A 22,404-nucleotide genomic window follows, 5' to 3' on the forward strand; every position below is an offset into this window, starting at 1 on the left:
GTCAGGCGTCGCGCCCCCGCTCGTCCCGGACCGGCACCCACGAGGGGACCGAGTCGATCGGGCCGTCCGACGGCGCGGCCTGCCGGTCACCGACGAAGCCCGGCACCCGGATGACCGTGTGGTCGCTGTCGTAGCCGTCCGGCTGACCGTTGGCGTGCCCGTTGACCTGACCGTTCGGCAGGCCGTTCTGGCCGAAATCGGCCATCCCGTTCGGCGGGGTGTTCACCGGGGCGAACACCGGGGCCGCCGGCTCCTGGGCGCCGCCACCGTTCACCGGAGGGAAGACACCGCTCTGCTGGCGCGACGGGTTGACCGGCGCGAACACCGGCTTGGCCGGCGTCTGCTGGGGCAGCGGCTCGTGCTCGGGCTCCTCGTGCGCCGTGTCGCGCACCGCGCGGGGTGCGATGGGTGCGGGCGGCGCCGGCACGAGCGCCTCCTCCGGCGGCGGAACGGCGGACCCGCTGCCCGGCATCCCGGCCGGCGGCGCCGCGCGCGGCGTGGCGGGTGCGGCCTGCGACACCTGCTGCGGGATCGGCACGGAGCCGCCCGAGCCCGGCACCGGCCCGCTGGAGTGAGCCTGCGGGTGCGGGCCGCCGGGGTACCCCTCCTGCTGCGGTGCGCCGCCGGGCACCTGGCGGTCGAGGTCTACCTGGCCGCTGTGCTGCCCCTGCGGGTGACCGCCACCCGGCACCTCGACGACGGGACCGCCGGGCGAGGCCTGCGGGCGACCGCTCGGCGGGAGCGACGGCGGCAGGGTCGGCGGCATCTCGGCGACGTGCGCGTCCTGCGCCGGCGGCTGTCCGCCGTCGTCGGGCGCGGTCGGGTGCGTGGCACCCGCGCCGCCGCCGCCCTGCTCGGGCTCGGGGTCGGTCAGCCAGTCGAGGGCGAGCCAGCGGATGCCGGCCCGGTCCGGCGCCGTGGCCGCGAGCTGGGCCACCGGGCCGCCGCCCAGGCCGGGCAGCACGGCGTCGGGCGCGATCTGCGACCAGGGCTCCAGGACGAACGCCCGCTCGTGCGCACGGGGGTGCGGCACCTCGAGGTCGTCCGCGGAGTCGGTCAGGTTGCCGTAGGTGATCAGGTCGACGTCCAGCGTGCGCGGGCCCCAGTGCTCCTCGCGGGTGCGGCCGTGCACGTTCTCGACCTCCTGGCACGCGTGCAGCAGCGCGCGGGCCGAGAGGGTGGTGCGGGCGAGCAGCACCGCGTTGAGGTAGTCGGGCTGCTCCTCGGGGCCCCCGACGGCGGCCGTGCGGGCCAGCGGGGACACGTCGGTGATCTGCAGGCCGGGCAGCCGGTCCAGCTCGGCGACCGCGGACCGCATGGTCGCCTGCGGATCGCCCAGGTTGGCGCCGATGGCGATGACCACTTCCACGTATCCGGCGGGCACCTCGTCGAACCGGTCGCGCGGCTCCTGCTGGTACCCCTCGGGCTGGTACTGCTCCTGGGCGTACTGCTCCGGCTGCCCGACGGCGGAGTCGGGGACGGCCCCCGATACCCGGGTGGTCTCCATCTCGCCCCGGTCGTACTGCTGCTCGAACAGCTGGTCGTACTGGTTCTGCTGCGGGTCGACCGGCTGAGGCTGGTCGTAACCCTGCTGCTGCCGCTGGTCGTACTGCTGCGGCTGCTCGTAGCCCTGCTGCTCGAACCGCTGGCCCTGCTGCTCGGGCTGGGCCTGCTCCGGCTGCGCGAACGGGTCGTACTGCTGCTCGAAGCCGTTCGACCGGTCGGGGGCCTGCCGCTGGTCGAGGCCCTGGACCGACTCGTACTGCTGGACCGGCTCGAACACCGGCTCGGCCTGGAACTGCTCCTCCGGCTGGAACACCGGCTCCTGCGCGCGCTGGTCCCGCTGCTCGGCCGGTGCCGGTGCGTCCGGCTGCAGGTCCCACGCCGCGGGGACCACCTGGAGCGGCTCGGGCGCGATCAGCTCGGGCACGGGCCGGGGCTCCGGCATCTCGACGGGCGGTTGCGCGGCGGACGGCACCGAGGCCGGGACCCGCTCGACGAGCGGCTCCGCCTCGAAGGACGACTCCGTCCGCTGCTGTACCGGTTCGGCCGGCTCGGGCTGGTACGGCTCCGGCTGATACGGCTCCGGCGGCCGGTAGGGCTCGGGCTGGAAGGGCTCCGGCTCGTCGGTCGCCGGACGGCCGATCGGCTCGAAGTCCTGCTGCACGGGCTCGGCGGCGAACGACGCGGCGTCGGACCCGCTCCGTGAGCGCTCGGCGGCCTCGTTCCACGAGTCGACGGGCGGCTCGGTCCGGAACGTGTCCTGCTGGTTCGGCTCATAGGCCAGTTCGGACGGCTCCTGGCTCTGCCGAAGGGCGTCGTGCGCCTTCTGCAGCGCATCCGCGCCCGCGGCCGGGCCCACGGCCTCGGCGGAGCGGGCCAGAGTCGCCGGCGCGGCCACGACCGGCGCGTGGACGCGGTCGCGGCGGATCGTCACCTCGACGTCGGCGAACGGCACCGGGATGGGCGCCTGCGGCTTGTGCACGCGCACGTCCACCGCCTCGACCTGCGGCCGGGCAAGCACCGCGGCGGCGATCCGCTCGGCCACCGTCTCGACCAGGTCGGCGGGCTCGCCCGTCAGGATGTCGTGGACGTCGCTCGCCACGTCCGCATAGCTCACCGTCTGCGCCAGGTCGTCGCCGGCGGCAGCCGGGCGAGTGTCCAGGTACAGCACGACATCGGCCCGGAACTCCTGGCCGGTCTGTCGCTCCGACGGCAGCACACCGTGGTACCCCCGCGCGCTCACGCCCGTCAGCTGGACCTGGTCCAGCGACCGGCCGTCCGGGCCCGTAACGCCCGTTCCGAACGCTGTGGTCACCGTGGTCTCCCCCCGTCGTCTTTACGTGCACCGGAATCCTGCCAGGTCGGCATGTCCTGTTCCCCGGCCGTCCACGATTCTGTGGTCAAGGCCACGGTGGAAGTCAATGCCCCCGGTGCGGATTGGGGAGAGGTACCCGGTGACCCTACCCGGGGCTCAGCGGCCGCGGCAGTCCACGCCGCCGCCACCTTGACGGCGTCCGCGCTGGCCCGGACCGTGTGCACGCGCACGCACCAGGCGCCCGCGGCGGCCGAGAGGGCCGAGATGGCGGCCGTGGCGTCATCTCGGGCGCGCGGCGGTGCCATGTGCCCGGCCGAGTCCGCGAGCAGGTGACCCAGGAACCGCTTGCGGGACGCGCCCACGAGCACCGGGCGGCCCAGCTGGTGAAGTGCGTCGAGGTGAGCCAGCAGCGGCCAGTTCAGCGCACCGGCCTTGGCGAAGCCGAGCCCGGGATCCAGGACCACCTGCTCGGCCCGCACTCCGTCGTCGTGCAGGGCGGCCATGCGGGCCGTGAGCTCGTCGCGGACGTCGGCCACCACGTCGTCGTACACCTGGAGGGAGTCCATGACGTCCGCGTGCCCGCGCCAGTGCATGGCCACGTAGGCGGCGCCGGTCTCGGCCACCGCGCGGCCCATCTCGGAGTCGGCGAGGCCGCCCGAGACGTCGTTCACGATCCGCGCCCCCGCGGCCACCGCCCGCTCCGCGACGGCCGCGCGGGTGGTGTCCACGCTCACGATCGCGCCGTGCGCCGCGAGCTGCTCGATCACGGGCAGCACGCGGGCCAGCTCCTGGTCCTGCGGGACGCGCACGGACCCGGGCCGGGTGGACTCCCCGCCCACGTCCAGGATGTCGGCACCCTCGCCGAGCAGCTCCATCCCGTGCGCGACGGCGGCGGACGGCTCGAACCACTCGCCGCCGTCCGAGAACGAGTCCGGCGTGACGTTGACGACACCCATCACCAGGGTGCGGCCCACGCCGGTGAGTTCCGGCAGGCCGAGCACCCGGGCGTCCCGGGAGGGATGGCCGGCGGGGGGAGCCACCGTCACTTCCCGAGGATGAGGCTCATCGCCTCGGCTCGGGTGGCAGGGTCCCTCATGACCCCGCGCACCGCGGAGGTGATGGTCCGTGAGCCCGGCTTGCGCACGCCGCGCATCGACATGCACAGGTGCTCGCACTGGACCACCACGAGCACACCGCGCGGCTCGAGGAGCTCCAGCAGCGAGTCCGCGATCTGCGTGGTCATGCGTTCCTGTACCTGGGGACGACGCGCGTAGACCTCGACCAGGCGGGCCAGCTTGCTCAGGCCGGTGATGCGGCCGTCCACGTTCGGGATGTACCCCACGTGCGCGACGCCATGGAACGGCACGAGGTGGTGCTCGCAGGTCGAGTACACCTCGATGTCCCTGACCAGCACCATCTCCTCGTGCCCGAGGTCGAAGGTGGTGGTCAGCACTTCCTGCGGCTCCTGCCGCAGGCCGGCGAAGATCTCCCGGTACGCCCGGGCCACGCGGGCCGGCGTCTCCCGCAGGCCCTCCCGCTCAGGGTCCTCGCCGACGGCGAGGAGGAACTCGCGCACCGCGGCCTCGGCCCGCGCGGCGTCGTACGGCGGAATGTCCGCCGCACGACGCACGGGCGCGGTCACGGGAGTGAGTGACCTGTCGGTCATGGTGTTGCTCCGGTCCTCGTCGCTGCTCAGTTCGGCGAGTCAGGCGCAGCGTCCGACGGCGCCGCCGAGTCCAGCACCGCCTCGTCCTGCGGTATGACTGTGGAGTGCCCGTTCTGCGCGGCCAGCTCCTTGGGCGTGAGCACCGGTCCGCGCGTGTGCACGGTGCGCTGCTCGCTGGACAGCCAGACGTCGCGGGCAGGGCGCTTCTCGACGGGCGCGAAGACCTCGGCCAGCTCGTGCTGGTTGAGCGTCTCCTTGTCGAGCAGACGCAGCACCAGCTCGTCGAGCACGTCGCGGTGCTGGGTCAGCACCTCCCACGCCTCGTCGTGCGCGGCCTCGACGAGCTTGCGCACCTCGTCGTCGATGGTCCCCGCCACGGACTCGGAGTAGTCCCGCTCGTGCCCGTAGTCGCGGCCGAGGAACGGCTCGCCGGCGCTCGTGCCGAGCTTGATGGCGCCGACCTTCTCGCTCATGCCGTACTCGGTGACCATCTTGCGGGCGATCGCCGAGGCCTTCTCGATGTCGTTCGAGGCGCCCGTCGTGGGGTCGTGGAACACGATCTCCTCGGCGACGCGGCCGCCCATCGCGTACGCGAGCTGGTCGAGCAGCTCGTTGCGCGTGGTCGAGTACTTGTCCTCGAGCGGCATCACCATGGTGTAGCCCAGCGCGCGGCCGCGCGGCAGGATCGTCACCTTGGTCACGGGGTCCGTGTAGCGCATCGCCGCGGCGACGAGGGCGTGCCCGCCCTCGTGGTACGCCGTGATCTTCTGCTCCTTGACGTTCATGACGCGGGTGCGCTTCTGCGGACCGGCCACGACGCGGTCGATGGCCTCGTCCAGGGCGCGGTCGTCGATCAGCTGGGCGCCGCTGCGCGCGGTGAGCAGCGCGGCCTCGTTGAGCACGTTCGCCAGGTCCGCACCCGTGAAGCCGGGCGTACGGCGGGCGACCGCCTCGAGGTCCACGGTGTCGACCATGGGCTTGCCCTGGGCATGCACCTTGAGGATCGCCTCGCGGCCCTTGAGGTCGGGGGCCTCCACGGCGACCTGCCGGTCGAAGCGCCCCGGGCGCAGCAGCGCCGGGTCGAGGATGTCGGGACGGTTGGTCGCGGCGATGAGGATGACGTTCGTCTTGACGTCGAAGCCGTCCATCTCGACGAGCATCTGGTTCAGCGTCTGCTCGCGCTCGTCGTGCCCGCCGCCCATACCCGCACCACGGTGCCGGCCGACGGCGTCGATCTCGTCCACGAAGATGATCGCCGGCGAGTTCTGCTTGGCCTGCTCGAAGAGGTCGCGGACGCGGCTGGCGCCGACGCCGACGAACATCTCGACGAAGTCCGAGCCGGAGATCGAGTAGAACGGCACGCCGGCCTCACCGGCGACGGCGCGCGCGATGAGCGTCTTACCCGTACCGGGCGGACCGTACAGCAGCACGCCCTTGGGAATCTTGGCTCCGACGGCCTGGAACTTGGCGGGCTCCTGCAGGAACTCCTTGATCTCCTGGAGCTCCTCCACCGCCTCGTCCGCGCCAGCGACGTCGGAGAAGGTCACCTGCGGGGTGTCCTTGCTGGCCAGCTTGGCCTTGGACTTGCCGAAGCCCATGACCCGGTTGCCGCCGCCCTGGGCCCGCGACAGCAGGAACCAGAACACGACGCCGATCAGGAGGAACGGGATGAGCACCGACAGCATGGAGGACCAGAAGCTGGGCTGCGGCACCTCCGAGTCGAACCCGTCGGCCGGGGCGGACTTCACGATGGCGTCCTCGACGCGGTCGCCCTGCGGCAGGGTGTAGAAGAACTCGACCGTGGTGCCGTGGTCGACCTCTTCGGCGGCGTCGCCCTCACCCTCGGTCGACTTGTACGCCTTCGAGAGCTCCAGCTCGACCCGCTGCTCGCCGTCGACCATGAGGGCATGCTCGACCGTGCTGCCGTTGAGCAGCTCAATTCCCTGTGATGTCTCGATTCGCGAGACATTGGGCTGGTTCAGTGCCGAGATGGCCAGCGTCACCACGACCAAGGCGACCAGGATCCAGATGACAGGCCCACTCAGAAGCTTCTTGATGTTCATCGGCGACGGGGACCGAGCCCCGTTTCCCTCCGCTCGCGCAGTATGTTTCCGTCGAAACTACATGGTCTCCCTGACAGGAGCCCCGAGTGTTCGCCCAGAGCATGTGATGCCTGGGCCACAGCTCGCCCGGACGTGACGAACCGCCCGGGACGGACACGCGCGGCGCCGAGCGGTGCCGAGAGCGTCAGCCGCTCTCTCAGCCGCCGTAGACGTGCGGTGCCAGGGTGGCAACGAACGGCAGGTTCCGATAGTTCTCGGCGTAGTCGAGGCCGTAGCCCACCACGAACTCGTTCGGGATGTCGTAACCCAGGTACTTCACGTCGACGTCGGCCTGGGCGGCGTCCGGCTTGCGCAACATCGAGGCGATCTCGACGGACTCGGGACCGCGCGACCGCAGGTTCGATACGAGCCAGGACAGGGTGAGCCCCGAGTCGATCACGTCCTCGACGATGAGGACGTTGCGGCCCGTCAGGTCGCTGTCGAGGTCCTTCAGGATCCGGACCACGCCCGAGGACTTGGTGCCCGAGCCGTACGACGACACGGCCATCCAGTCCATCTGCGCCTTGTGGTGCAGGCGCCGGGACAGGTCGGCCATCACCATGACGGCGCCCTTGAGGACACCCACCAGGAGCAAATCCTTGCCCGCGTAGTCCGCATCGATCTGCACGGCCATCTCGTCGAGCTTCTTGGTGAGCTGCTCCTCCGTGAGCAGGATCTCTGCGAGGTCGGGGCCGACGTCGGACTGGTCCACGAGTTACTCCTGGGTTGTGCTGGGGGGTCGGACGCCGGTCTCGCCGCCCGGGAGACCGTTCGGCGCGGCGCGCAGGAAAAGCCTGCCATACACGCGACGGGCTCGTGCGCCGCCCGGGAGGTGGGCGGTGCCTTGACCGCTCCAGGACACGACGAGCGCGTCCAGCGCGTCGACGTGCCGCGTGGTGGTGTCCGACGGCGGGCAGCCCACGGCGAGCGCGGCGAGCCGCAGGGCACGACGCCGGAGCGCCGGATGGGCCCGCTCCAGGACGCCGGCGTCGAGGACGTGCTCGGGGTCGGGTTCCCCGGCGGCCACGACCTCGCGGGCCCGCTCCAGGAGCTCCGCGGCGAGGGTGTCGAGCAGGTCGGCGTCATCGCGCAGCTGGTCCGCGCTGCGCCCGAGGGCCTCGGCGACGCCGGGCCCGAGGGTTTCCTCCAGAACGGGCAGAACCCGCCCCCGCACCAGCGAGCGCAGCGGCGTGAACTCCCCGCGATCTGATGCGGGTGCGGCGGCGTCGGGCAGCAGGTTGGTGGGGTCGGTCCAGAACTCCAGGCCCGACGCCTTGCACACCGCCTCGGTCTGCGCGCGCCGCAGCCCCAGGAACGGTCGGCGGAAGATGCCCCGCTCGCGCGGCATACCGGCCAGTGACCGTGCGCCGGCGCCCCGGGCCAGCCCCAGCAGCACCTGTTCCGCCTGGTCGTCGAGGGTGTGGCCGAGCAGCACCAGCGCGGCCCCGGTCTCCTCCGCGACCGCCTCCAGCGCGCCGTACCGCGCATCCCGGGCAGCTGCCTCGGGCCCGACCTTGTCGAACGTAGGCCTCGTTGCCTTATGGGCGCTCTTACCGCGCCCAGTCCTACGTTCGACGGCCACGGACTCGGCGCCGGCGCGCCCGGGCCACACCGCACGCCGGACCAGCACCGGGTCGAGGCCCAGGGCGCGGCACTGCTCCGCCGCCCGTTCGGCGACCTCGGCAGAGCCCGGCTGGAGCCCGTGGTCCACGATCACGGCGCCCGCCCGCACGGCGTACCCGCGCGACCGGACGGAGCGGCCCACCTGCCGGGCCTCGAACGCCGCCGACGCGGCGAGCGCGAGGCTGTCCGCGCCGCCGGAACAGGCGACCAGCACCAGGTCGTCCGGGCCGAGCCCGGCCACCACCGCCCGCACCGCGTTCCGGGCCGCGGCGACAGCGGGGTCGACACGAGCCACGGTCAGGCGTCCCCGTCGTCGGACGGCGAGAGCGCCGCACCCGCCGCCGTGATCCGTACGCCGGGCCTCGCCCGCACACCGGCACTCACCCGCACACCCGCACTCATCCGTGCACCCGACGCACCCACGCGCGGGCGTCGGCGATCTCCCGGGCACTCGGCAGGTTCTCCGAAGCGGCCCAGACGGCGTTGAGCCCGTCTCGGCCCACCGTCCGCTCCACGGACCGCACGAACGCCGCGCCGTCGCGGTACTGCGCGAGCTTGGCGTCCATGCCGAGCAGCTTCTGCACGACCATGTCGAAGGAGTTGCGCCCCTCGCCGTCGCGCCGCCGCTCGAACCGGGCCCGGATGCGGCGCACGGACGGCACCACCCGCGGCCCGACGGCGTCCATCATGACGTCCGCGTGCCCCTCCAGGAGGGCCATGACCGCGGTGATGTCGGCGAGCTCGTCCTTCTGCTCGTGCGTGAGCATGCCGTCGATCAGGGTGCCGTTCTCGCCGCGCAGGGTGGCGAGCACGTTCCGCCCGATGGTGATGATCTTCCTGTCGAACCGGGCCTTGGCCAGTTCGGCCGACGTCCGCGCCATGCCCGTCACCAGGTGCCGCATGCGGCCGCTGAGGTGGTCCGAGAGCCACGGTGCCGCGCCGAACTGCAGGGCGTGCGTCTGCTCGTGCAGGCACACCCACAGCCGGAAGTCGCGCACCGGGACGCGGAGCGCCTGCTCCGCCTGCAGCACGTTGGGTGCCACGAGGAGGAGGCGGCCCGACCCGGAGGAGTACGGGTCGAACTGGCCCAGCACCCGCCCGCTGAGCAGCGCGAGCACGGCCCCGATCTCGGCGGCCCCGGCCATCTGGGCACCGGGCGAGGTGGCCGCCTTGGAGATCTCGGCGACGGCGGCGCCGATCCCGTCGGTCATGACCGCGATGGACCGCGTGTTGGCGCGTGCCCAGGTCGCGCGGTCCACCACCGCGACCGGGCTCAGCGCCGCGCCGCCGTCGAACGGCGTCATCCGCGTGGTCTCCAGCACGTGCCCGACGGCGTCCGCCGCCGCGCCGCGCAAGCCCCGCACCAGGGCGTCGAGCTCCTCCCGTGGCGCCTGTGGGCCAGGCGCGGCGAGGCGCCCGGCGATCTGTGCTGCCGCCGACCAGTCGACGATCTGCGGGGCTGTGGGGGCCTGGGTCACCCGACCACGGTAACCGTCACGGCCGGTGCCGCGTCAGCCCTGTACCGAGTACGCCGCGAGGTCGCCGACGAACGCGTCGTAGATCCACGTGGCCCCTACCGTCCGGTCCGCGGGGATCGAGTCGGCAAGGACCGAGAAGACCAGCAGCCGGTCGTCGGCGGTGACCACGGTCCCGGCGAGCGCCCGCACCTTGGGCAGGCTGCCGGTCTTGGCGCGGGCCAGGCCGCGCGCCGCGTTGTCCCCGGTGAACCGCCCGTGGCCGCTGTCCAGCGTGCCCGACAGGCCCGCGATCGGCATGCCGACGGCCTCGCTGCGCAGCTCCGCGTTCGCGGGATCGACCATGACCCCGAGCAGGTCCACGAGCTGCTGCGTGCTCAGGTACGAGCCGTCCCCGAGACCGGAGCAGTCGCGCAGCCGGGCGCCGGTCATGTCGACGCCGAGCCGCCTCGCGCTCGCGATCACGGCCTGCGTCGCGCCGTCGTTCGAGCCGGGCAGGCCCGCCTCGACCGCGACGAGACGCCCGAGGACCTCGGTGATCGTGTTGTCGGAGTACTGCATGGCGAACCCGACGACGTCGGCGAGCGGAGCGGAGCTGACCTCGCCGAGCACCCGCGCGTCGTCCGGGGCGGTCTCGCTCACCACGGCACCGGCGGTCTTGAGCCCTTCGTCCTCGAGCGCCGCGGAGAAGACCTCGGCGGCGTACTTGCCGGGGTCGGACGCGCGGGGCCCGTTGTCGCCGTAGCCGTCCGACAGCAGACCGACGTTGATCCCGAGGGACGCGACCGGCGCGATGTAGCCCGCCGCGATGTCCGGGCTCGCCACGGTCGGCGCGATGTCGTCGCCGGTGAAGAGCGAGTCGTCGAGCGCGACGCGCACCTCGGTGGTGCCGGTCACCTTCACCTTGGCCGCGACCTGCTGCGCGAGGTCGGCCAGGCCGGCCCGACCGTTGACCGCGTCGGCGTCGCCATGGCCTGCCGAGAGCATCATGTCGCCGCCACCGACGAGGACCACGGTGTTGTCGTCGGCCATGACGGCGCGGGTGTCCAGCGTGGAGTCCGCGGGGAACGACGAGAGCGCCGCGACGCCGGTGAACAGCTTCTGCGTGGACGCGGGGGTCATCAGCTTGTCCGGGCTCGACGAGCCGAGCACCTGGCCCGACTGCCCGTCGGCGACCACGACGCCGACGCGGGAGCCGAGCCGCTTGTCCTTGGCCAGGCTGGTCACGAGGCGCTGCATCTCCACGCTGTCCGGCACCGGCGCGTCGTCCGGGAGGCCCTGCAGGAAGGCCGCGGGAGCAGGTCCCTCGACCGCGCCGGGCGCGGACGGGAAGGGGCTGGGCTCGGGCCACGGCTCGGCGGTGGTGAGCATGCCGGGGACCATGTCGTACGCGTCGGCGACCAGGTATCCACCGAACAGCGCGACGACCGCGGCGACGGCAGCGCCGGAGCGCAACCCCCACTCCATGGGCATCCTCTCGATCGTCATGTAAAAGCCATAGCCAACTCTAGTCGCGGCAAACCACGCGACGGGTACGGCAGCGGCGATTCACGGGAAATTTCACCCGCTCGCGCACCCGATTCGCGCGCGCGACGCGCCCGCTGCGAATTATGCCCAACGCGGAGAGTGGTTCTGACCACAGGTAACGGTCCGGATACAAGACACATGGCACACTGGACAGGCGCAATACCGCCGCCGCAGCAACAGCCTGCAGCGACCATCATCGAGAACTGGAGCACATCGGCGTGGAGTTCGACGTCACGATCGAGATCCCCAAGGGTCAGCGGAACAAGTACGAGGTGGATCACGAGACCGGACGCATCCGCCTCGACCGCATGCTCTTCACCTCGACGCGCTACCCGGACGACTACGGCTTCATCGAGGGCACCCTCGGTGAGGACGGCGACCCCCTGGACGCACTCGTCCTGCTGGAAGAGCCCACGTTCCCGGGCTGCCTGATCAAGTGCCGCGCCCTCGGCATGTTCCGCATGCGCGACGAAGCCGGCGGCGACGACAAGGTGCTCTGCGTACCCACGGGCGACCAGCGCGCAGCATGGCGCCAGGACATCGACGACGTCTCGGACTTCCACCGCCTGGAGATCCAGCACTTCTTCGAGGTCTACAAGGACCTCGAGCCGGGCAAGTCAGTCGAGGGCGCCCACTGGGTGGGTCGCTCCGACGCCGAGGCCGAGATCGTTCGCTCGATCCAGCGCGCCAAGGACACGGGCTACTACGACAAGCACTGAACCTTTGTTGTGGGCGTGATCGTTGCGACTACCTGCCCGTTTTAGCCGCAACGATCACGCCCACAACAATGCGGTCAGGGACGGCCCGCGTAGGGCATCGCGTCCGCCAGGCGCAGCGGGTGCTCCCCCAGCGGCTGGCCCGGCAGCGTCGCCTCGATCATCATGCCGCCGCCGGTGTACATGGCCACGTGATAGATCGACGACGGGTCGCTGGGGTCCGAGCCGTAGAAGATCAGGTCACCCGGCCGGAGCGACCCGTAGTCCACCTTGCCGACCACGAGGTACTGCGACCGCGACGTCCGTGTGATGTTCACGCCCTGGCTGGCCCACGACATCATCGTCAGGCCCGAGCAGTCGTAGAACGCCGGCCCGGCCGCCCCGAGCAGGTAGGGCGCCCCGAGCTTGGTCCGCGCCCAGGCCACCGCGCCGTATCCCCGGGCCTCCGACCCGTTCGTCACCCCGGACGTCGGCGGGCCCACGGGCGCGGGTGCCGGCGCCGGCTGCTCACCGGAGGGCGCCAACACATCCGCGGGAGCGGGGACCTCGGCCATAGCACCGGAAGCCTCCGCGCCAGCCGCGGCCCTGGCCTGCTGCTGCCGTTCGAGCTCCGCCTTCGCCGCGGCCTCGCGGGCAGCCTCGGCCGCCGCGGCGCGGGCCGCCTCCCGCTCCTGCTCGATCTGCACGCTGGTCTGCCGCAGCTGCGCGAGCCGCTCGACAAGGGCTCTTCGCTGGATCTCGGCAGCCTGCGTCCGCGCCTCGAGATCGGCGGCCGCCGCCTGGGCGTCGTCGTACGCCGCCCGGGCCTGAGCGGCGGCCACGTCGCGCTGCTTCTTCGCGGCGGTCCAGCGCGCGTCGGCGGACTCCGACGACGCGCGCGCTTCCTGGTAGTCGGCGAGGGCTCCCCCGAGCTTGCGCTGCACCGCGCGTTCCGCGGCACTGCGCCCCACGAGGTCGGGAACCGAGTCCGCCTCGAGGGCGACGCCGAGCGGCCCCAGGTCAGCGGCTCGGGCCGACGCCCGGTACACCTCCGCCAGGCTCGCCCGTGCCGTCACCTCGCCCTGGTGCGCCTTCTCGGCGGCGGACCGCGCCTCGGCGACCTCCTGCCGGGCTTCCTCGACGGCCTGTTGTGCCTCGGCGTAGTCGGCCGCCGCCACCTGCACGCGGACCTGGCTGGCCCGCAGCTCCGTACGAAGTGCGACCAGCGCCGCCTCCGCCTGCTGGACGTCGAGGGTCCCGGCGGCGACCGCATTCCGGGCCGCCTGGGCCTCCTCGGCGGACGGCGGATCGGCGGGCGGGTCAGCCTCGGCGACCGGGCCCCACGGGATCACCAGCCCGAGCGCGAGCACCGCCGCCCCCAACGCCCGGAGCGCCAGCACCGTGCCATGACCGTGCCGGTCGGGCGCCGCCGTGTGCCGTCCCGCGGCCCGGCCCACCAAGCCGCCCACCGAGCCGCCCACCGAGCCGCCCACCAGCCCGGCCCAGCGACCGGTCGGCTCGTCCCCACCTCGGACCTGTCCCATGATCCCCCTCCCGATCAGCGCACTTCCGGCGTGTCGCCTTGCGCAGATCTTGTGAATCACTCCCGTGTCACCGGTCCAATGTGACCCAAGGTGTCGGCTCGCGCTACCGGAAGGCAAACAGTCCGCCAAGAGCGGATCAGGCCCGCCGATCCCGCGCGCCGTCTCATTTCCAGATCTCAAAATGCAAGACATCCCTATCGGCCCCGGCAACCGCCGTCTACGGTCTCACCCATGACTCGTCGAATGTGTAGCTGCTGAACAGCGCACGTTCGCCTGCCCTCGGCCCGCTCGGCCGACACTCCGCGTGCGCACCGACCGCCGCGGACCCACCTCCTGATGCGCAGGCCCCTGGGGCATGTCTCGGCCAGTTCGCCAGAAGCCCCGCCACCCACCCCGAGCCGCAGGAGAAATGATGGCCATCACCACACCGAGGGCCGCGCACGACGTCCCGGGCCAACAGGTCCGCTCGGCGCTCGTACCCTTTCCGGCACCGGACAGCGCGCTCGGCACGGAGGGCGGCGCCCCGCCGAGCCCCGCCGACCCGGTCCAGACCTCGCGCTCCCGCAGCAAGCCGCCGGTGCCCGCGAGCGGCGCGTGGCGGGACGGCGACGACCCCGGACGCCGGCAGTTCGCCGACGTCGGCGCCTTCGACCTGGAGGCCGGCGGCCGCCTGCCCGCCGTCCGCGTGGCCTACGAGACCTGGGGCACCCTGAACGACACCGGCACCAACGCCGTCCTCGTGCTGCACGCGCTGACGGGCGACTCGCACGTGACGGGCGAGGCCGGACCTGGGCACGTGACCGACGGCTGGTGGGCGCAGATGGTGGGCCCGGGCAAGCCCATCGACACCGACCGCTACTTCGTGGTGGCGCCCAACGCGCTCGGCGGGTGTCAGGGCACCACCGGTCCGTCGTCGACGGCGCAGGACGGCCGCCCGTGGGGCGGCCGGTTCCCGTACATCACCACGCGCGACCAGGTGGCCGTGGAGGTCGCGCTGTCCCGGGAGCTCGGGATCGCCTCGTGGGAGCTGGTGATCGGCGCCTCGATGGGCGGGCTCCGCGTGCTGGAGTGGGCACTGCTCGGGCCCGAGGCCGGCATCGACGTCCGCAATGTCGCGGCCATCGCCACGACCGCCCAGACCGGCGGGGACCAGATCGCGTGGGCGCACCCGCAGCTCGCCGCGATCCGCGTCGACCCCCGCTTCCGGGACGGCGACTACTACGACGCGGCCGACGACGACGGCCCGCACACCGGCCTGGGCATCGCCCGGCAGATCGCGCACACGACGTACCGCACGGGCTACGAGCTGGACCAGCGGTTCGGGCGGCTGCCACAGGGCGGCGAGGACCCGTTCGCGGGCGGCCGGTTCGCCGTGCAGTCCTACCTGGACCACCACGGCGACAAGCTGGCCCGCCGGTTCGACGCCAACTCCTACCTCGTGCTCACCGAGTCGATGCTGTCGCACGACCTGGGCCGCGACCGCGGCGGCGTCGAGGCGGCGCTCTCCCAGATCACCGCCCGGACGCTGGTGGTGGCGGTGGACAGCGACCGGCTGTTCCCGCCGGCGCAGTCCGCGCGGCTCGCGCAGTGGATCCCGAGGGCGGAGCCCCTGCGGATCGTGACCAGCGACGTCGGCCACGACGGGTTCCTGGTCGAGGCCGACCAGATCGGCCCGATGGTCAGTGAGTTCCTCGGGTAACCATCCAGCGCGGTGCGGGTCCCGGGGCTAGCGTGGCCGTATGGCAAAGCTCAACCCATACCTCAGCTTCAAGTCCGAGGCCAAGGAAGCCTTGGCCTTCTACCAGTCTGTGCTCGGCGGAGAGCTCGACGTCAGCACGTTCGGTGGGACCCCGATGGAGGGGATGCCCACTCCCGACGAGGACAAGGACCTCGTCATGCACGGGCAGCTCGACACCCCGGGCGGCCTCACGATCATGGCGGCGGACACGCCGTCGTTCATGGAGTACGTGGCGCCCTCGTCCGGCGTGACCGTCGCCCTGACGGGCACCCCGGACGACCACGACTACATCAAGGGCGCCTTCGAGAAGCTGTCCGACGGCGGGACGCCGGGCCAGCCGTTCGAGCTTGCACCCTGGGGCGACTACTACGGGGCGCTCACGGACAAGTACGGCGTCTCCTGGATGTTCGACGTCGCTACCGAGCAAACCGCCGGGTGATCTTCCGTTACTGAACCTGTCTCCAGTAGCCTTCGTCGAGCTGATCATGGCTGATCAGCTCGACGAAGGGAGCAGCAGTGACACGACGCGGTGCACTCTCCATCCTTGCCACGCTGGGCCTGGTGACGTCGGGCGCGGTCGGCGCGTCCACCCCGGCACACGCCGATCCAACGGCCCAGGAGGTGCTTTTCGTCGCCAACAACTGGGACGGCACCGCCTCCGTGCTGTCCTCGGGCGCCGACCTCACCCCGGTCGGTCAGATCGACGTGATCCCCGACCGCGAGCAGCGGATGCGCGAGATCTACCGCGACCCGGTCCGGCTGGCCGCCTTCCTGGTCATCCGGGAGACCGTGGGCGAGGGCCACGACCAGTTCGCCGACGACATGTACACCACGCCGGACGGCTCCTCCCTGGTGGTGTCGCGCCCGAGCTTCGCCGACGTCGTCTCCATCAGCCTCGCCACCGGCGAGGTCGAGTGGCGGTTCCCGGTCTCTGGCCTGCGGGCGGACCACATGGCTGTCTCCCCCGACGGGACGCAGGTCGCCGTCTCGGCGTCGACCGGCAACCGGGTGCACGTGCTGGACATCGAGACCGGCGCCGAGGCCGGCTCGTTCCCCACCGGCGACAAGCCACACGAGAACGTCTACACGTCCGACGGGCTCATCTGGAACATGTCGATCGGCGAGGTCAACAACGACCTCGACGCCCCCGCGCTCGACTTCCTCAAGGGCGACCGCGTCATCACGGTGGCCGACGCCGAGACGTTCGAGGTGGTGCGCGAGATCGACATGCGCGAGCGGCTCGACGAGGCCGGGCTGGACCACCTGTCCGACGCCGTCCGCCCCGCCGCGTTCAGCCCCGACGAGTCGAAGCTGTACTTCCAGGTGTCGTTCTTCGGCGGGTTCCTGGAGTACGACGTCGCGAGCGACCGGATCACGCGGGTCAAGACGCTGCCACGCGTGTTCGAGGGACGGCGAGACCAGATGGTCAACGACTCGCGCCACCACGGTCTGGCCATGGAACCCACCGGCGAGCACCTGTGCGTCGCCGGGACCATGGACGACTACGCGGTGGTCGTCGACCGCGCGACGCTCGCCGAGGGGCCGCTAGTCGACGTCGCCAAGCCGTACTGGACCACCGTGACCGGCGACGGTGCGGCCTGCGTCGTCTCCGAGTCGGAGGCCGACCAGGTGACGTCCATCGACTTCGAGACCGGGCAGAAGATCGGATCGGTGCCGGTGGGCGACCATCCCCAGCGCGTGCGGCTGGGCACCGTCCCGGCCGGCTGGTCCGGCGCCACGGCACAGGTAGGTTGACTGCATGCTTGCCGCCTACGTGACCAGCTTCTCGCCCGACAGCCCGCTCGACGGCCTGGAGGTGGGTGACCGACCGGAACCGGACACGAGGGAGCACTGGACCACGGTGGACGTCCGGGCCGCGAGCCTGAACCACCACGACCTGTTCTCGCTGCGCGGCGTCGGCCTGAAGGAGCAGCAGCTCCCGATGATCCTCGGCACCGACGCGGCCGGCGTCGCCCCGGACGGGACCGAGGTGATCGTGCACGGCGTCATCGGGGCCGACGGCCACGGTGTCGGGCCGAAGGAACCACGCTCACTCCTGTCGGAGCGCTACCCCGGAACCCTCGCCGAACGGGTCTCCGTGCCGACGGCGAACCTCGTGCCCAAGCCCGCGGAGCTGTCGTTCGAGGAGGCCGCGTGCCTGCCGACCGCGTGGCTCACCGCCTACAGCATGCTGTTCACGGCGGGCGGCCTCGCGCCGGGTGACCGCGTGCTCGTGCAGGGCGCGGGCGGCGGGCTCGCGACGGCCGCGGTCACGCTGGGCGTAGCGGCCGGCCTGGAGGTCTGGGTGACGTCCCGGTCCGCGGAGAAGCGGGAGCGGGCCGTCACCCTGGGCGCGGCGGGCGCCGTCGAGGTGGGCGCGCGCCTGCCCGCGCGCGTCGACGCCGTGCTGGAGTCCGTGGGCCAGGCGACCTGGGGCCACTCGATCCGCTCGGTGCGACCGGGCGGCACGGTGCTGGTCTGCGGTGCGACGTCGGGCGACGCCGCACCGGCCGAGCTGACCCGCATCTTCTTCCAGGAGATCCGGGTACAGGGCGTCACCATGGGCTCACGGGACGACCTGGGCGCGCTCGCGCGGTTCTGCGCCCGCACCGGCGTCCGCCCGGTGCTCGACGCCGAGGTGCCGCTCACGCAGGCCGCCGCAGGCCTGGCCCGGCTGCAGGAGGGCACCCAGTTCGGCAAGGTCGTCGTCCGCCCCTGACTCCCCGAGGGGTCAGGAGAACCGGCGGGAGAATTCCTCGACCAGCGTGGGGCCGGTGTCTCCGATGCGCCACACGCTCCAGCCGTCGGCCGTGTACGAGCCCGACGCGGCCGTGGCCGCCGAGTCCGGGTGCCGGTAGCGCGCGCCGTTGGCGAGCTCGATGGCGCCGTCCGGCAGGAGCATCGCCTCGAAGTGCTGGTTGCGACGGGGACGCGACCACACGATGCGCGTGGGGGTGCCGATGCTGCGGGCGAGCGCCTCCAGGTCCGGGTCGTCCTCCTCCTCGAACAGCATCGGGGTGCTGGCCCGAATGCTCTCGCCCGGCGGCACGGGCCGGGCCGGCGCCTCGGGGGCGCTGGACGGGTACGGGTCCGCGGCGAACGTCGTCTGGCCGTAACCGTCCTCGGGCCCGGCCATGTAGCCGCCGGACTCCCACGGGTTCTGCTCCGTGGCGACCGGGGCCGGCGCGTCGGCGTAGGGCGCTTGGTACCCGGACTGCTCGCCGTAGCCGTAACCGCCCTGGTCCGCGTACCCGGCCGGGGCGTCAGGCGGGTAGCCGTACGCGGGTGCGGCGGGCGCGAAGCTCGACTCGGCGCTGTACGCGGGCTCCGGCGTGTAACGCGGCCGGGTGATGTCAAAGTCGACCGGCTCGTCGGAGGACGGCGCCGCATAGCTGGAATCGTCCCCGTACGACGTCGGCTGCCAGAGGTTCTCCTCCACCTGCGGCTGTGGCGGCGGCGGGTAGGTGGCCTCGGCGGAGGGCGTCGGGTTGGACGGCGGGTAGGCAGACATCGGCTCGTCGGGCTGCGTGGACGCCGCGAACCGGTCGGTACGCGAGCGGCGCCGCACGGACGGAGTCTGCTCCGGGGCCGGAGGCGGGGCGGGAACCGCGGGCGGCGTCGGCGCGGCGGCGTCGCCGAGCGAGGAACGGCTCGGGGCCAGCCGCGGCGGGGTGGTCGGCGTCGGGCGGGAGTCGGCGCCGGGACGTGCCGGGGAGACCGGCGCGCTGCCGCTGCTCGGGCCGGTCGGGCCGGAGGCCGGCGCGGGGACGCTCTCGGACGAGGCCGCCGCGGCCTGCGCCCGGCGGGCGGCACGGGTGCCGACGGTGCGTTCGGGCGTGCTGCCGCGCGAGCCACCGCTGCGGAGGCTCGACCGCAGGCCGGTGGCCGCGTTGGTCGGGCCCGACGGCGGGTTGTCGGCGAGCGGCGCGGGCGAGCTACCGGCCCGGTTCGGCTGCTTGCCCTGCTGCGCCGCACGCTCGGAGCGGGACTGCAGCGCCTGCGGCGTCCGGTCGGAGCGGGACTGCGGGGCCTGCGCGATGACCGGCATCTTGCCGGTAAGGGCGTAGCCGACCTTGACGCCCTCCTCGAACGCGTCCTTGGGTGGCGTGGAGCCGCCCGCGACGCCGCCCGTGACGCCGGTGTCCATCGAGGTGCTGACCGCACTGTCCCTGGCGCCCGTGATGGAACTGGTGATCGCGCCGCCGATCGGCGCCGACTTGGGCGCGGGCAGCCCCGGCGGAAGGTGCACCACGAGCGGCGAGACGTCGAGGAACTTGCGGCCGTCGTCCGAGTTCACGACGCCCATCTTCAGCACCTCGACGGGCATGGTGGGCTGGCGCAGGAAGTCGACGGCGTTGAGGATCTCGTCGGGCGCGTTCTGGCAGATGATGATGAGCCGCGCGCCGTTACCGCTGTTCTTCCCCGCCTGCGTGCGGGTGATGGGCACGCTGTCGTAGAAGGCGGCGACGTCGTGCTGGAAGGAGCTCGCCCCGCCGCTGTAGCGCGCCGCGAGGTCCGCGCGCGTCAGCCGGCCGGCGGCGCCGGCGTGGTCGAGCGCCTTGGCGAGGTTCTCCCGGTCGAGGTCCGCCACGAGCTCGACGACGACGGGCGAACCGGACGCGTCGAGCGCGAGCAGGTGCGGCTCGTCCGGGCCCGAGCCCTGCGCGATCGGGAAGACCTCTTCACCGAGGAGACCGTCGATGTGGGAGTCGACCACCTGGTTCGCCGTGGTCTTCAGGCCCGGTTCCGACCCGCCGGCGCCCTTGGCGGACGTCACGAGGAGGGGCCGCTGGGTGTCGACCTCGAACAATGGCATCTCGTGATCTCCCCGGGGTCCTGCGGCATCGGTCCGCCCTAGCCTAAAGGCCGGGGGCAAGGGACCAGAAACACGGGAGTGAAGGTGTCGTGACACTTGTCACGAGGTGCTGGTCCCGCCTACCGTTTCGGACATGATGACCATCCATGCTCCTGCGTTCCTGTCCCGGCGACGTTCCGTCGCCGGCCAGCAGGTGCGCGGCGCGGGGAGGTGCCACCGGGCACAGCGATGAGCGCCGCGGCGTCGCTGACGACGCTGTGGCCCGCGCTGGTCGCCGGCATCGTGGCCGGGTACGCCGTCGCCCTGCCCGTGCAGCCGGTCGAGGGGCCGCTGCGGGTCGCGTCCGCCATCGTGCTCATGGTGCTGGCCGCCGGGCCTTGGTTGTGAGCGCGATCGTTGCGCCTACGTGCCCGTTATGGGCGCAACGATCCCGCCCAGAACCAACGGGTCAGGAGTGGCCCGTCTCCGACTCGTCGGCCGCAAGGCGCTCCTCGACCCGGGCGATCTTGCTGTCGATCTGCCCGGCCGGCGCACCCGGGCGGATGTCGGCCTTGATGACGAGCGACACGCGGTGCCCGCCGCGGGCGACGGCGTCGGTGGCGCGCTGGATCACGGGCATCACCTCGTCCCATGATCCTTCGATCTCGGTGAACATCGAGGTCGTGCGGTTGGGGAGCCCGGACTCCCGGACGAGGCGGACCGCCTCGGCGACGGCGTCGGCGACGGACTCGCCGGCGGTCATGGGGGCGACGGAGAACGCGAAGAGAGCCATGCCCCCAGTCTGCCCCGCGTAGGCTCGACGCGTGAACGTCACCCTCCTCGCGGGTGGAGTCGGCGGTGCGCGGCTGGCGCACGGCCTGGATCTCGCACTCGACGCACCGTCCCTGACCGTCGTCGTGAACGTCGGCGACGACACCGAGCTGCACGGCCTGTCCATCTCCCCCGACATCGACACCGTCCTGTACACGCTCGCCGGGCTGAACGACGAGGACCGAGGCTGGGGCCTGCGCGGCGAGTCCTACGCGACCCTGTCGGCGCTGAAGGAGCTCGGCGAGGACACCTGGTTCACGCTCGGCGACCGCGATCTCGCCACCCATATCGTGCGCACCGCGCGACTGCGTGACGGCGAACCGCTGTCCGCCGTCACGGCGCACCTGGCCCGCTCGATGGGAGTCCGCCCGCGGATCCTGCCCGCCACCGACGACCGCCTCGCGACCCTCGTCGACACGCCGTCCGGCCGCCTCGGCTTCCAGGAGTACTTCGTGGGCCGGCAGCATGCGGACGCCGTCCTCGGCCTGCACTTCGACGGGGCCGACGACGCCCGCCCCGCCCCCGGCGTCCTCGACGCGCTGGCCGCCGAGCTGGTGGTGCTCGCGCCGTCGAACCCGTTCCTGTCGATCGAGCCGCTGCTCGCGGTACGCGGCGTCCGCGAGGCGCTGCTGGCGGCCCCCGGCCGCCGCGTGGCCGTGAGCCCGATCGTGGGCGGACAGGCGATCAAGGGCCCGGCGGCCCAGATCCTGGAGAGCCTCGGGCACGAGGTGTCGGCCCTCGGCGTGGCCCGGATCTACGCCGACCTGGTGGACGTGATGGTGATCGACGAACGCGACGCGGCCCTCGCCGGACCGGTCGCGGACCTCGGCCTCGGGGTGCACGTCACCGATACCGTCATGGGCGGCCCGGCCGGCCGCGAGCGCCTGGCAGGCGAGCTGCTGGCGCTGCCGTGACGGGCGGCGTCCCGCGGCCTGCCCCGGCGACGACGGCGGTGGTGCCACTCCGGGACGGCGTCTCCGGCAAGTCGCGGCTGGCCGCGGTGCTCGACGCCGGCTCGCGGCGGCGGCTCGTCCGGGTACTGGCGCGGCACGTGGTGACGACGCTGCTTGTCGCGGACGGGATCGGGCGGGTGGTCGTGGTGACGGCGGACCCGGCCTTCGCGCGGGAGACCCTGGCCGGGCTGGACGTGGAGGTGCTGGAGCAGCCGGCCGAGCGGCCCGGGCTGAACGCCGCCCTGGAGTATGCCCGTGAGGTGCTCGTGGCGCCCGGGCCGCTCCTGGTGGCGCACGCCGATCTGCCCGCGCTGTCCCCCGCGGACGTCGCCGCGCTGCTCGCCAGGGACGCGCCGCTGGTGGTCGCGACGGATCGCTACCGCTCGGGCACCAACCTCCTCCTTCTCCGCCCGGAGGACGACGCGGGCCAGGCCTTCCGGTTCCGGTTCGGCGTCGGGTCGCTCGCGGCGCATCTCGACGAGGCGGACGCGCGGGGGTTGGGTGCGGTGGTGGTGCACCGTCCTGGCACCGCCGTCGACCTGGACACTGCCGATGACTGGTCGCAGCTCCCGGATGACGTCCGCGCCGCCGTCGGCCAGCAGGTGCCCGGGCTGTGTCGCGCCGGCCCGGCGTGAGC

The 22,404-nt window shown here is 72.7% G+C and carries 19 protein-coding genes; 8 read left to right on the forward strand and 11 right to left on the reverse strand.

The window, feature by feature from the left end; translation table 11 throughout:
* Nucleotide 1: 1 nt before the first annotated feature.
* From folK to dacB, 8 genes are all read right to left on the reverse strand, one after another.
* Nucleotides 2-2,818, reverse strand: coding sequence for a 2-amino-4-hydroxy-6-hydroxymethyldihydropteridine diphosphokinase (folK, locus tag EW117_RS30125; RefSeq protein WP_242504193.1), 2,817 nt, complete (start codon nucleotides 2,816-2,818; stop codon nucleotides 2-4).
* Nucleotides 2,815-3,774 carry a dihydropteroate synthase gene (folP, locus tag EW117_RS09485; RefSeq protein ID WP_165362637.1) on the reverse strand — a complete coding sequence of 320 codons (960 nt, stop codon included), beginning with the start codon at nucleotides 3,772-3,774 and terminating at the stop codon, nucleotides 2,815-2,817. Before folP ends, folK begins: the two co-directional genes overlap by 4 nt.
* Before the next feature lie 86 nt (nucleotides 3,775-3,860).
* A complete protein-coding gene (gene folE, locus EW117_RS09490; RefSeq protein ID WP_242504194.1) occupies nucleotides 3,861-4,484 on the reverse strand; it encodes a GTP cyclohydrolase I FolE in 624 nt (207 codons plus the stop codon).
* 26 nt (nucleotides 4,485-4,510) lie between these two features.
* A complete protein-coding gene (ftsH, locus tag EW117_RS09495) occupies nucleotides 4,511-6,547 on the reverse strand; it encodes an ATP-dependent zinc metalloprotease FtsH (RefSeq protein ID WP_129786045.1) in 2,037 nt (678 codons plus the stop codon).
* 196 nt (nucleotides 6,548-6,743) lie between these two features.
* Nucleotides 6,744-7,298 (reverse strand): hypoxanthine phosphoribosyltransferase, encoded by a 555-nt coding sequence (hpt, locus tag EW117_RS09500; protein WP_129786047.1) that lies wholly within the window; start codon nucleotides 7,296-7,298, stop codon nucleotides 6,744-6,746.
* A 3-nt stretch (nucleotides 7,299-7,301) separates the two neighbouring features.
* Nucleotides 7,302-8,504, reverse strand: a complete 1,203-nt coding sequence (locus EW117_RS09505) for a tRNA lysidine(34) synthetase (protein WP_129786049.1) — start codon at nucleotides 8,502-8,504, stop codon at nucleotides 7,302-7,304.
* 103 nt (nucleotides 8,505-8,607) lie between these two features.
* A complete protein-coding gene (locus EW117_RS09510; RefSeq protein ID WP_129786050.1) occupies nucleotides 8,608-9,687 on the reverse strand; it encodes a zinc-dependent metalloprotease in 1,080 nt (359 codons plus the stop codon).
* Between the two features lie 33 nt (nucleotides 9,688-9,720).
* Nucleotides 9,721-11,172 carry a D-alanyl-D-alanine carboxypeptidase/D-alanyl-D-alanine endopeptidase gene (gene dacB / locus EW117_RS09515; RefSeq protein ID WP_242504195.1) on the reverse strand — a complete coding sequence of 484 codons (1,452 nt, stop codon included), beginning with the start codon at nucleotides 11,170-11,172 and terminating at the stop codon, nucleotides 9,721-9,723.
* Nucleotides 11,173-11,429: 257 nt separating this feature from the next.
* Here dacB and EW117_RS09520 point away from each other — a divergent pair, with 257 nt between their 5' ends.
* Nucleotides 11,430-11,930 carry an inorganic diphosphatase gene (locus EW117_RS09520; protein ID WP_108493354.1) on the forward strand — a complete coding sequence of 167 codons (501 nt, stop codon included), beginning with the start codon at nucleotides 11,430-11,432 and terminating at the stop codon, nucleotides 11,928-11,930.
* A 74-nt stretch (nucleotides 11,931-12,004) separates the two neighbouring features.
* On the opposite strand, the gene EW117_RS09525 is transcribed toward EW117_RS09520, so the two are convergent.
* Nucleotides 12,005-13,450, reverse strand: a complete 1,446-nt coding sequence (locus EW117_RS09525; RefSeq protein WP_129786052.1) for a C40 family peptidase — start codon at nucleotides 13,448-13,450, stop codon at nucleotides 12,005-12,007.
* 412 nt (nucleotides 13,451-13,862) lie between these two features.
* On the opposite strand from EW117_RS09525, the gene metX reads away from it, so the two are divergent.
* From metX to EW117_RS09545, 4 genes are all read left to right on the forward strand, one after another.
* The gene (gene metX, locus EW117_RS09530; RefSeq protein WP_129786055.1) at nucleotides 13,863-15,149 is read left to right on the forward strand and encodes a homoserine O-acetyltransferase MetX; all 1,287 of its coding nucleotides are present in this window, start codon (nucleotides 13,863-13,865) and stop codon (nucleotides 15,147-15,149) included.
* Between the two features lie 40 nt (nucleotides 15,150-15,189).
* Complete coding sequence (locus EW117_RS09535) at nucleotides 15,190-15,627, forward strand: VOC family protein (RefSeq protein WP_129786057.1); 438 nt, start codon at nucleotides 15,190-15,192, stop codon at nucleotides 15,625-15,627.
* Between the two features lie 77 nt (nucleotides 15,628-15,704).
* A complete protein-coding gene (locus EW117_RS09540) occupies nucleotides 15,705-16,943 on the forward strand; it encodes a YncE family protein (RefSeq protein ID WP_207211824.1) in 1,239 nt (412 codons plus the stop codon).
* A 4-nt stretch (nucleotides 16,944-16,947) separates the two neighbouring features.
* A complete protein-coding gene (locus tag EW117_RS09545) occupies nucleotides 16,948-17,907 on the forward strand; it encodes a zinc-binding dehydrogenase (RefSeq protein WP_129786059.1) in 960 nt (319 codons plus the stop codon).
* Nucleotides 17,908-17,919: 12 nt separating this feature from the next.
* On the opposite strand, the gene EW117_RS09550 is transcribed toward EW117_RS09545, so the two are convergent.
* Nucleotides 17,920-20,004, reverse strand: a complete 2,085-nt coding sequence (locus EW117_RS09550; RefSeq protein WP_129786061.1) for a restriction system modified-DNA reader domain-containing protein — start codon at nucleotides 20,002-20,004, stop codon at nucleotides 17,920-17,922.
* A 228-nt stretch (nucleotides 20,005-20,232) separates the two neighbouring features.
* Between EW117_RS09550 and EW117_RS29715 the strand changes: the two genes are divergently transcribed.
* The gene (locus tag EW117_RS29715) at nucleotides 20,233-20,391 is read left to right on the forward strand and encodes a hypothetical protein (RefSeq protein WP_207211825.1); all 159 of its coding nucleotides are present in this window, start codon (nucleotides 20,233-20,235) and stop codon (nucleotides 20,389-20,391) included.
* 61 nt (nucleotides 20,392-20,452) lie between these two features.
* Here the strand turns inward: EW117_RS29715 and EW117_RS09560 are convergent, their stop codons facing one another.
* Nucleotides 20,453-20,776, reverse strand: a complete 324-nt coding sequence (locus EW117_RS09560; protein ID WP_129786063.1) for a thiamine-binding protein — start codon at nucleotides 20,774-20,776, stop codon at nucleotides 20,453-20,455.
* 31 nt (nucleotides 20,777-20,807) lie between these two features.
* On the opposite strand from EW117_RS09560, the gene cofD reads away from it, so the two are divergent.
* Together cofD and cofC are read left to right on the forward strand one after the other, a co-directional pair.
* The gene (gene cofD, locus EW117_RS09565; RefSeq protein ID WP_129786065.1) at nucleotides 20,808-21,728 is read left to right on the forward strand and encodes a 2-phospho-L-lactate transferase; all 921 of its coding nucleotides are present in this window, start codon (nucleotides 20,808-20,810) and stop codon (nucleotides 21,726-21,728) included.
* On the forward strand, nucleotides 21,725-22,402 hold the full coding sequence (cofC, locus tag EW117_RS09570; RefSeq protein WP_129786067.1) for a 2-phospho-L-lactate guanylyltransferase: 678 nt from the start codon (nucleotides 21,725-21,727) through the stop codon (nucleotides 22,400-22,402). Before cofD ends, cofC begins: the two co-directional genes overlap by 4 nt.
* Nucleotides 22,403-22,404: the final 2 nt, after the last annotated feature.

The sequence above is a fragment of the Promicromonospora panici genome (assembly GCF_900608595.1).
Taxonomy (GTDB): domain Bacteria; phylum Actinomycetota; class Actinomycetes; order Actinomycetales; family Cellulomonadaceae; genus Promicromonospora; species Promicromonospora panici.

What these genes read in the sequence shown, in the direction of transcription:
- folP (WP_165362637.1), bottom strand. Translation starts at nt 3,774, where the DNA reads ATGGGTGTCGTCAACGTCACGCCGGACTCGTTCTCGGACGGCGGCGAG.
- folE (WP_242504194.1), bottom strand. Translation starts at nt 4,484, where the DNA reads ATGACCGACAGGTCACTCACTCCCGTGACCGCGCCCGTGCGTCGTGCG.
- ftsH (WP_129786045.1), bottom strand. Translation starts at nt 6,547, where the DNA reads ATGAACATCAAGAAGCTTCTGAGTGGGCCTGTCATCTGGATCCTGGTC.
- dacB (WP_242504195.1), bottom strand. Translation starts at nt 11,172, where the DNA reads ATGACGATCGAGAGGATGCCCATGGAGTGGGGGTTGCGCTCCGGCGCT.
- EW117_RS09525 (WP_129786052.1), bottom strand. Translation starts at nt 13,450, where the DNA reads ATGGGACAGGTCCGAGGTGGGGACGAGCCGACCGGTCGCTGGGCCGGG.
- metX (WP_129786055.1), top strand. Translation starts at nt 13,863, where the DNA reads ATGGCCATCACCACACCGAGGGCCGCGCACGACGTCCCGGGCCAACAG.
- EW117_RS09535 (WP_129786057.1), top strand. Translation starts at nt 15,190, where the DNA reads ATGGCAAAGCTCAACCCATACCTCAGCTTCAAGTCCGAGGCCAAGGAA.
- EW117_RS09545 (WP_129786059.1), top strand. Translation starts at nt 16,948, where the DNA reads ATGCTTGCCGCCTACGTGACCAGCTTCTCGCCCGACAGCCCGCTCGAC.
- EW117_RS09550 (WP_129786061.1), bottom strand. Translation starts at nt 20,004, where the DNA reads ATGCCATTGTTCGAGGTCGACACCCAGCGGCCCCTCCTCGTGACGTCC.
- EW117_RS29715 (WP_207211825.1), top strand. Translation starts at nt 20,233, where the DNA reads ATGAGCGCCGCGGCGTCGCTGACGACGCTGTGGCCCGCGCTGGTCGCC.
- EW117_RS09560 (WP_129786063.1), bottom strand. Translation starts at nt 20,776, where the DNA reads ATGGCTCTCTTCGCGTTCTCCGTCGCCCCCATGACCGCCGGCGAGTCC.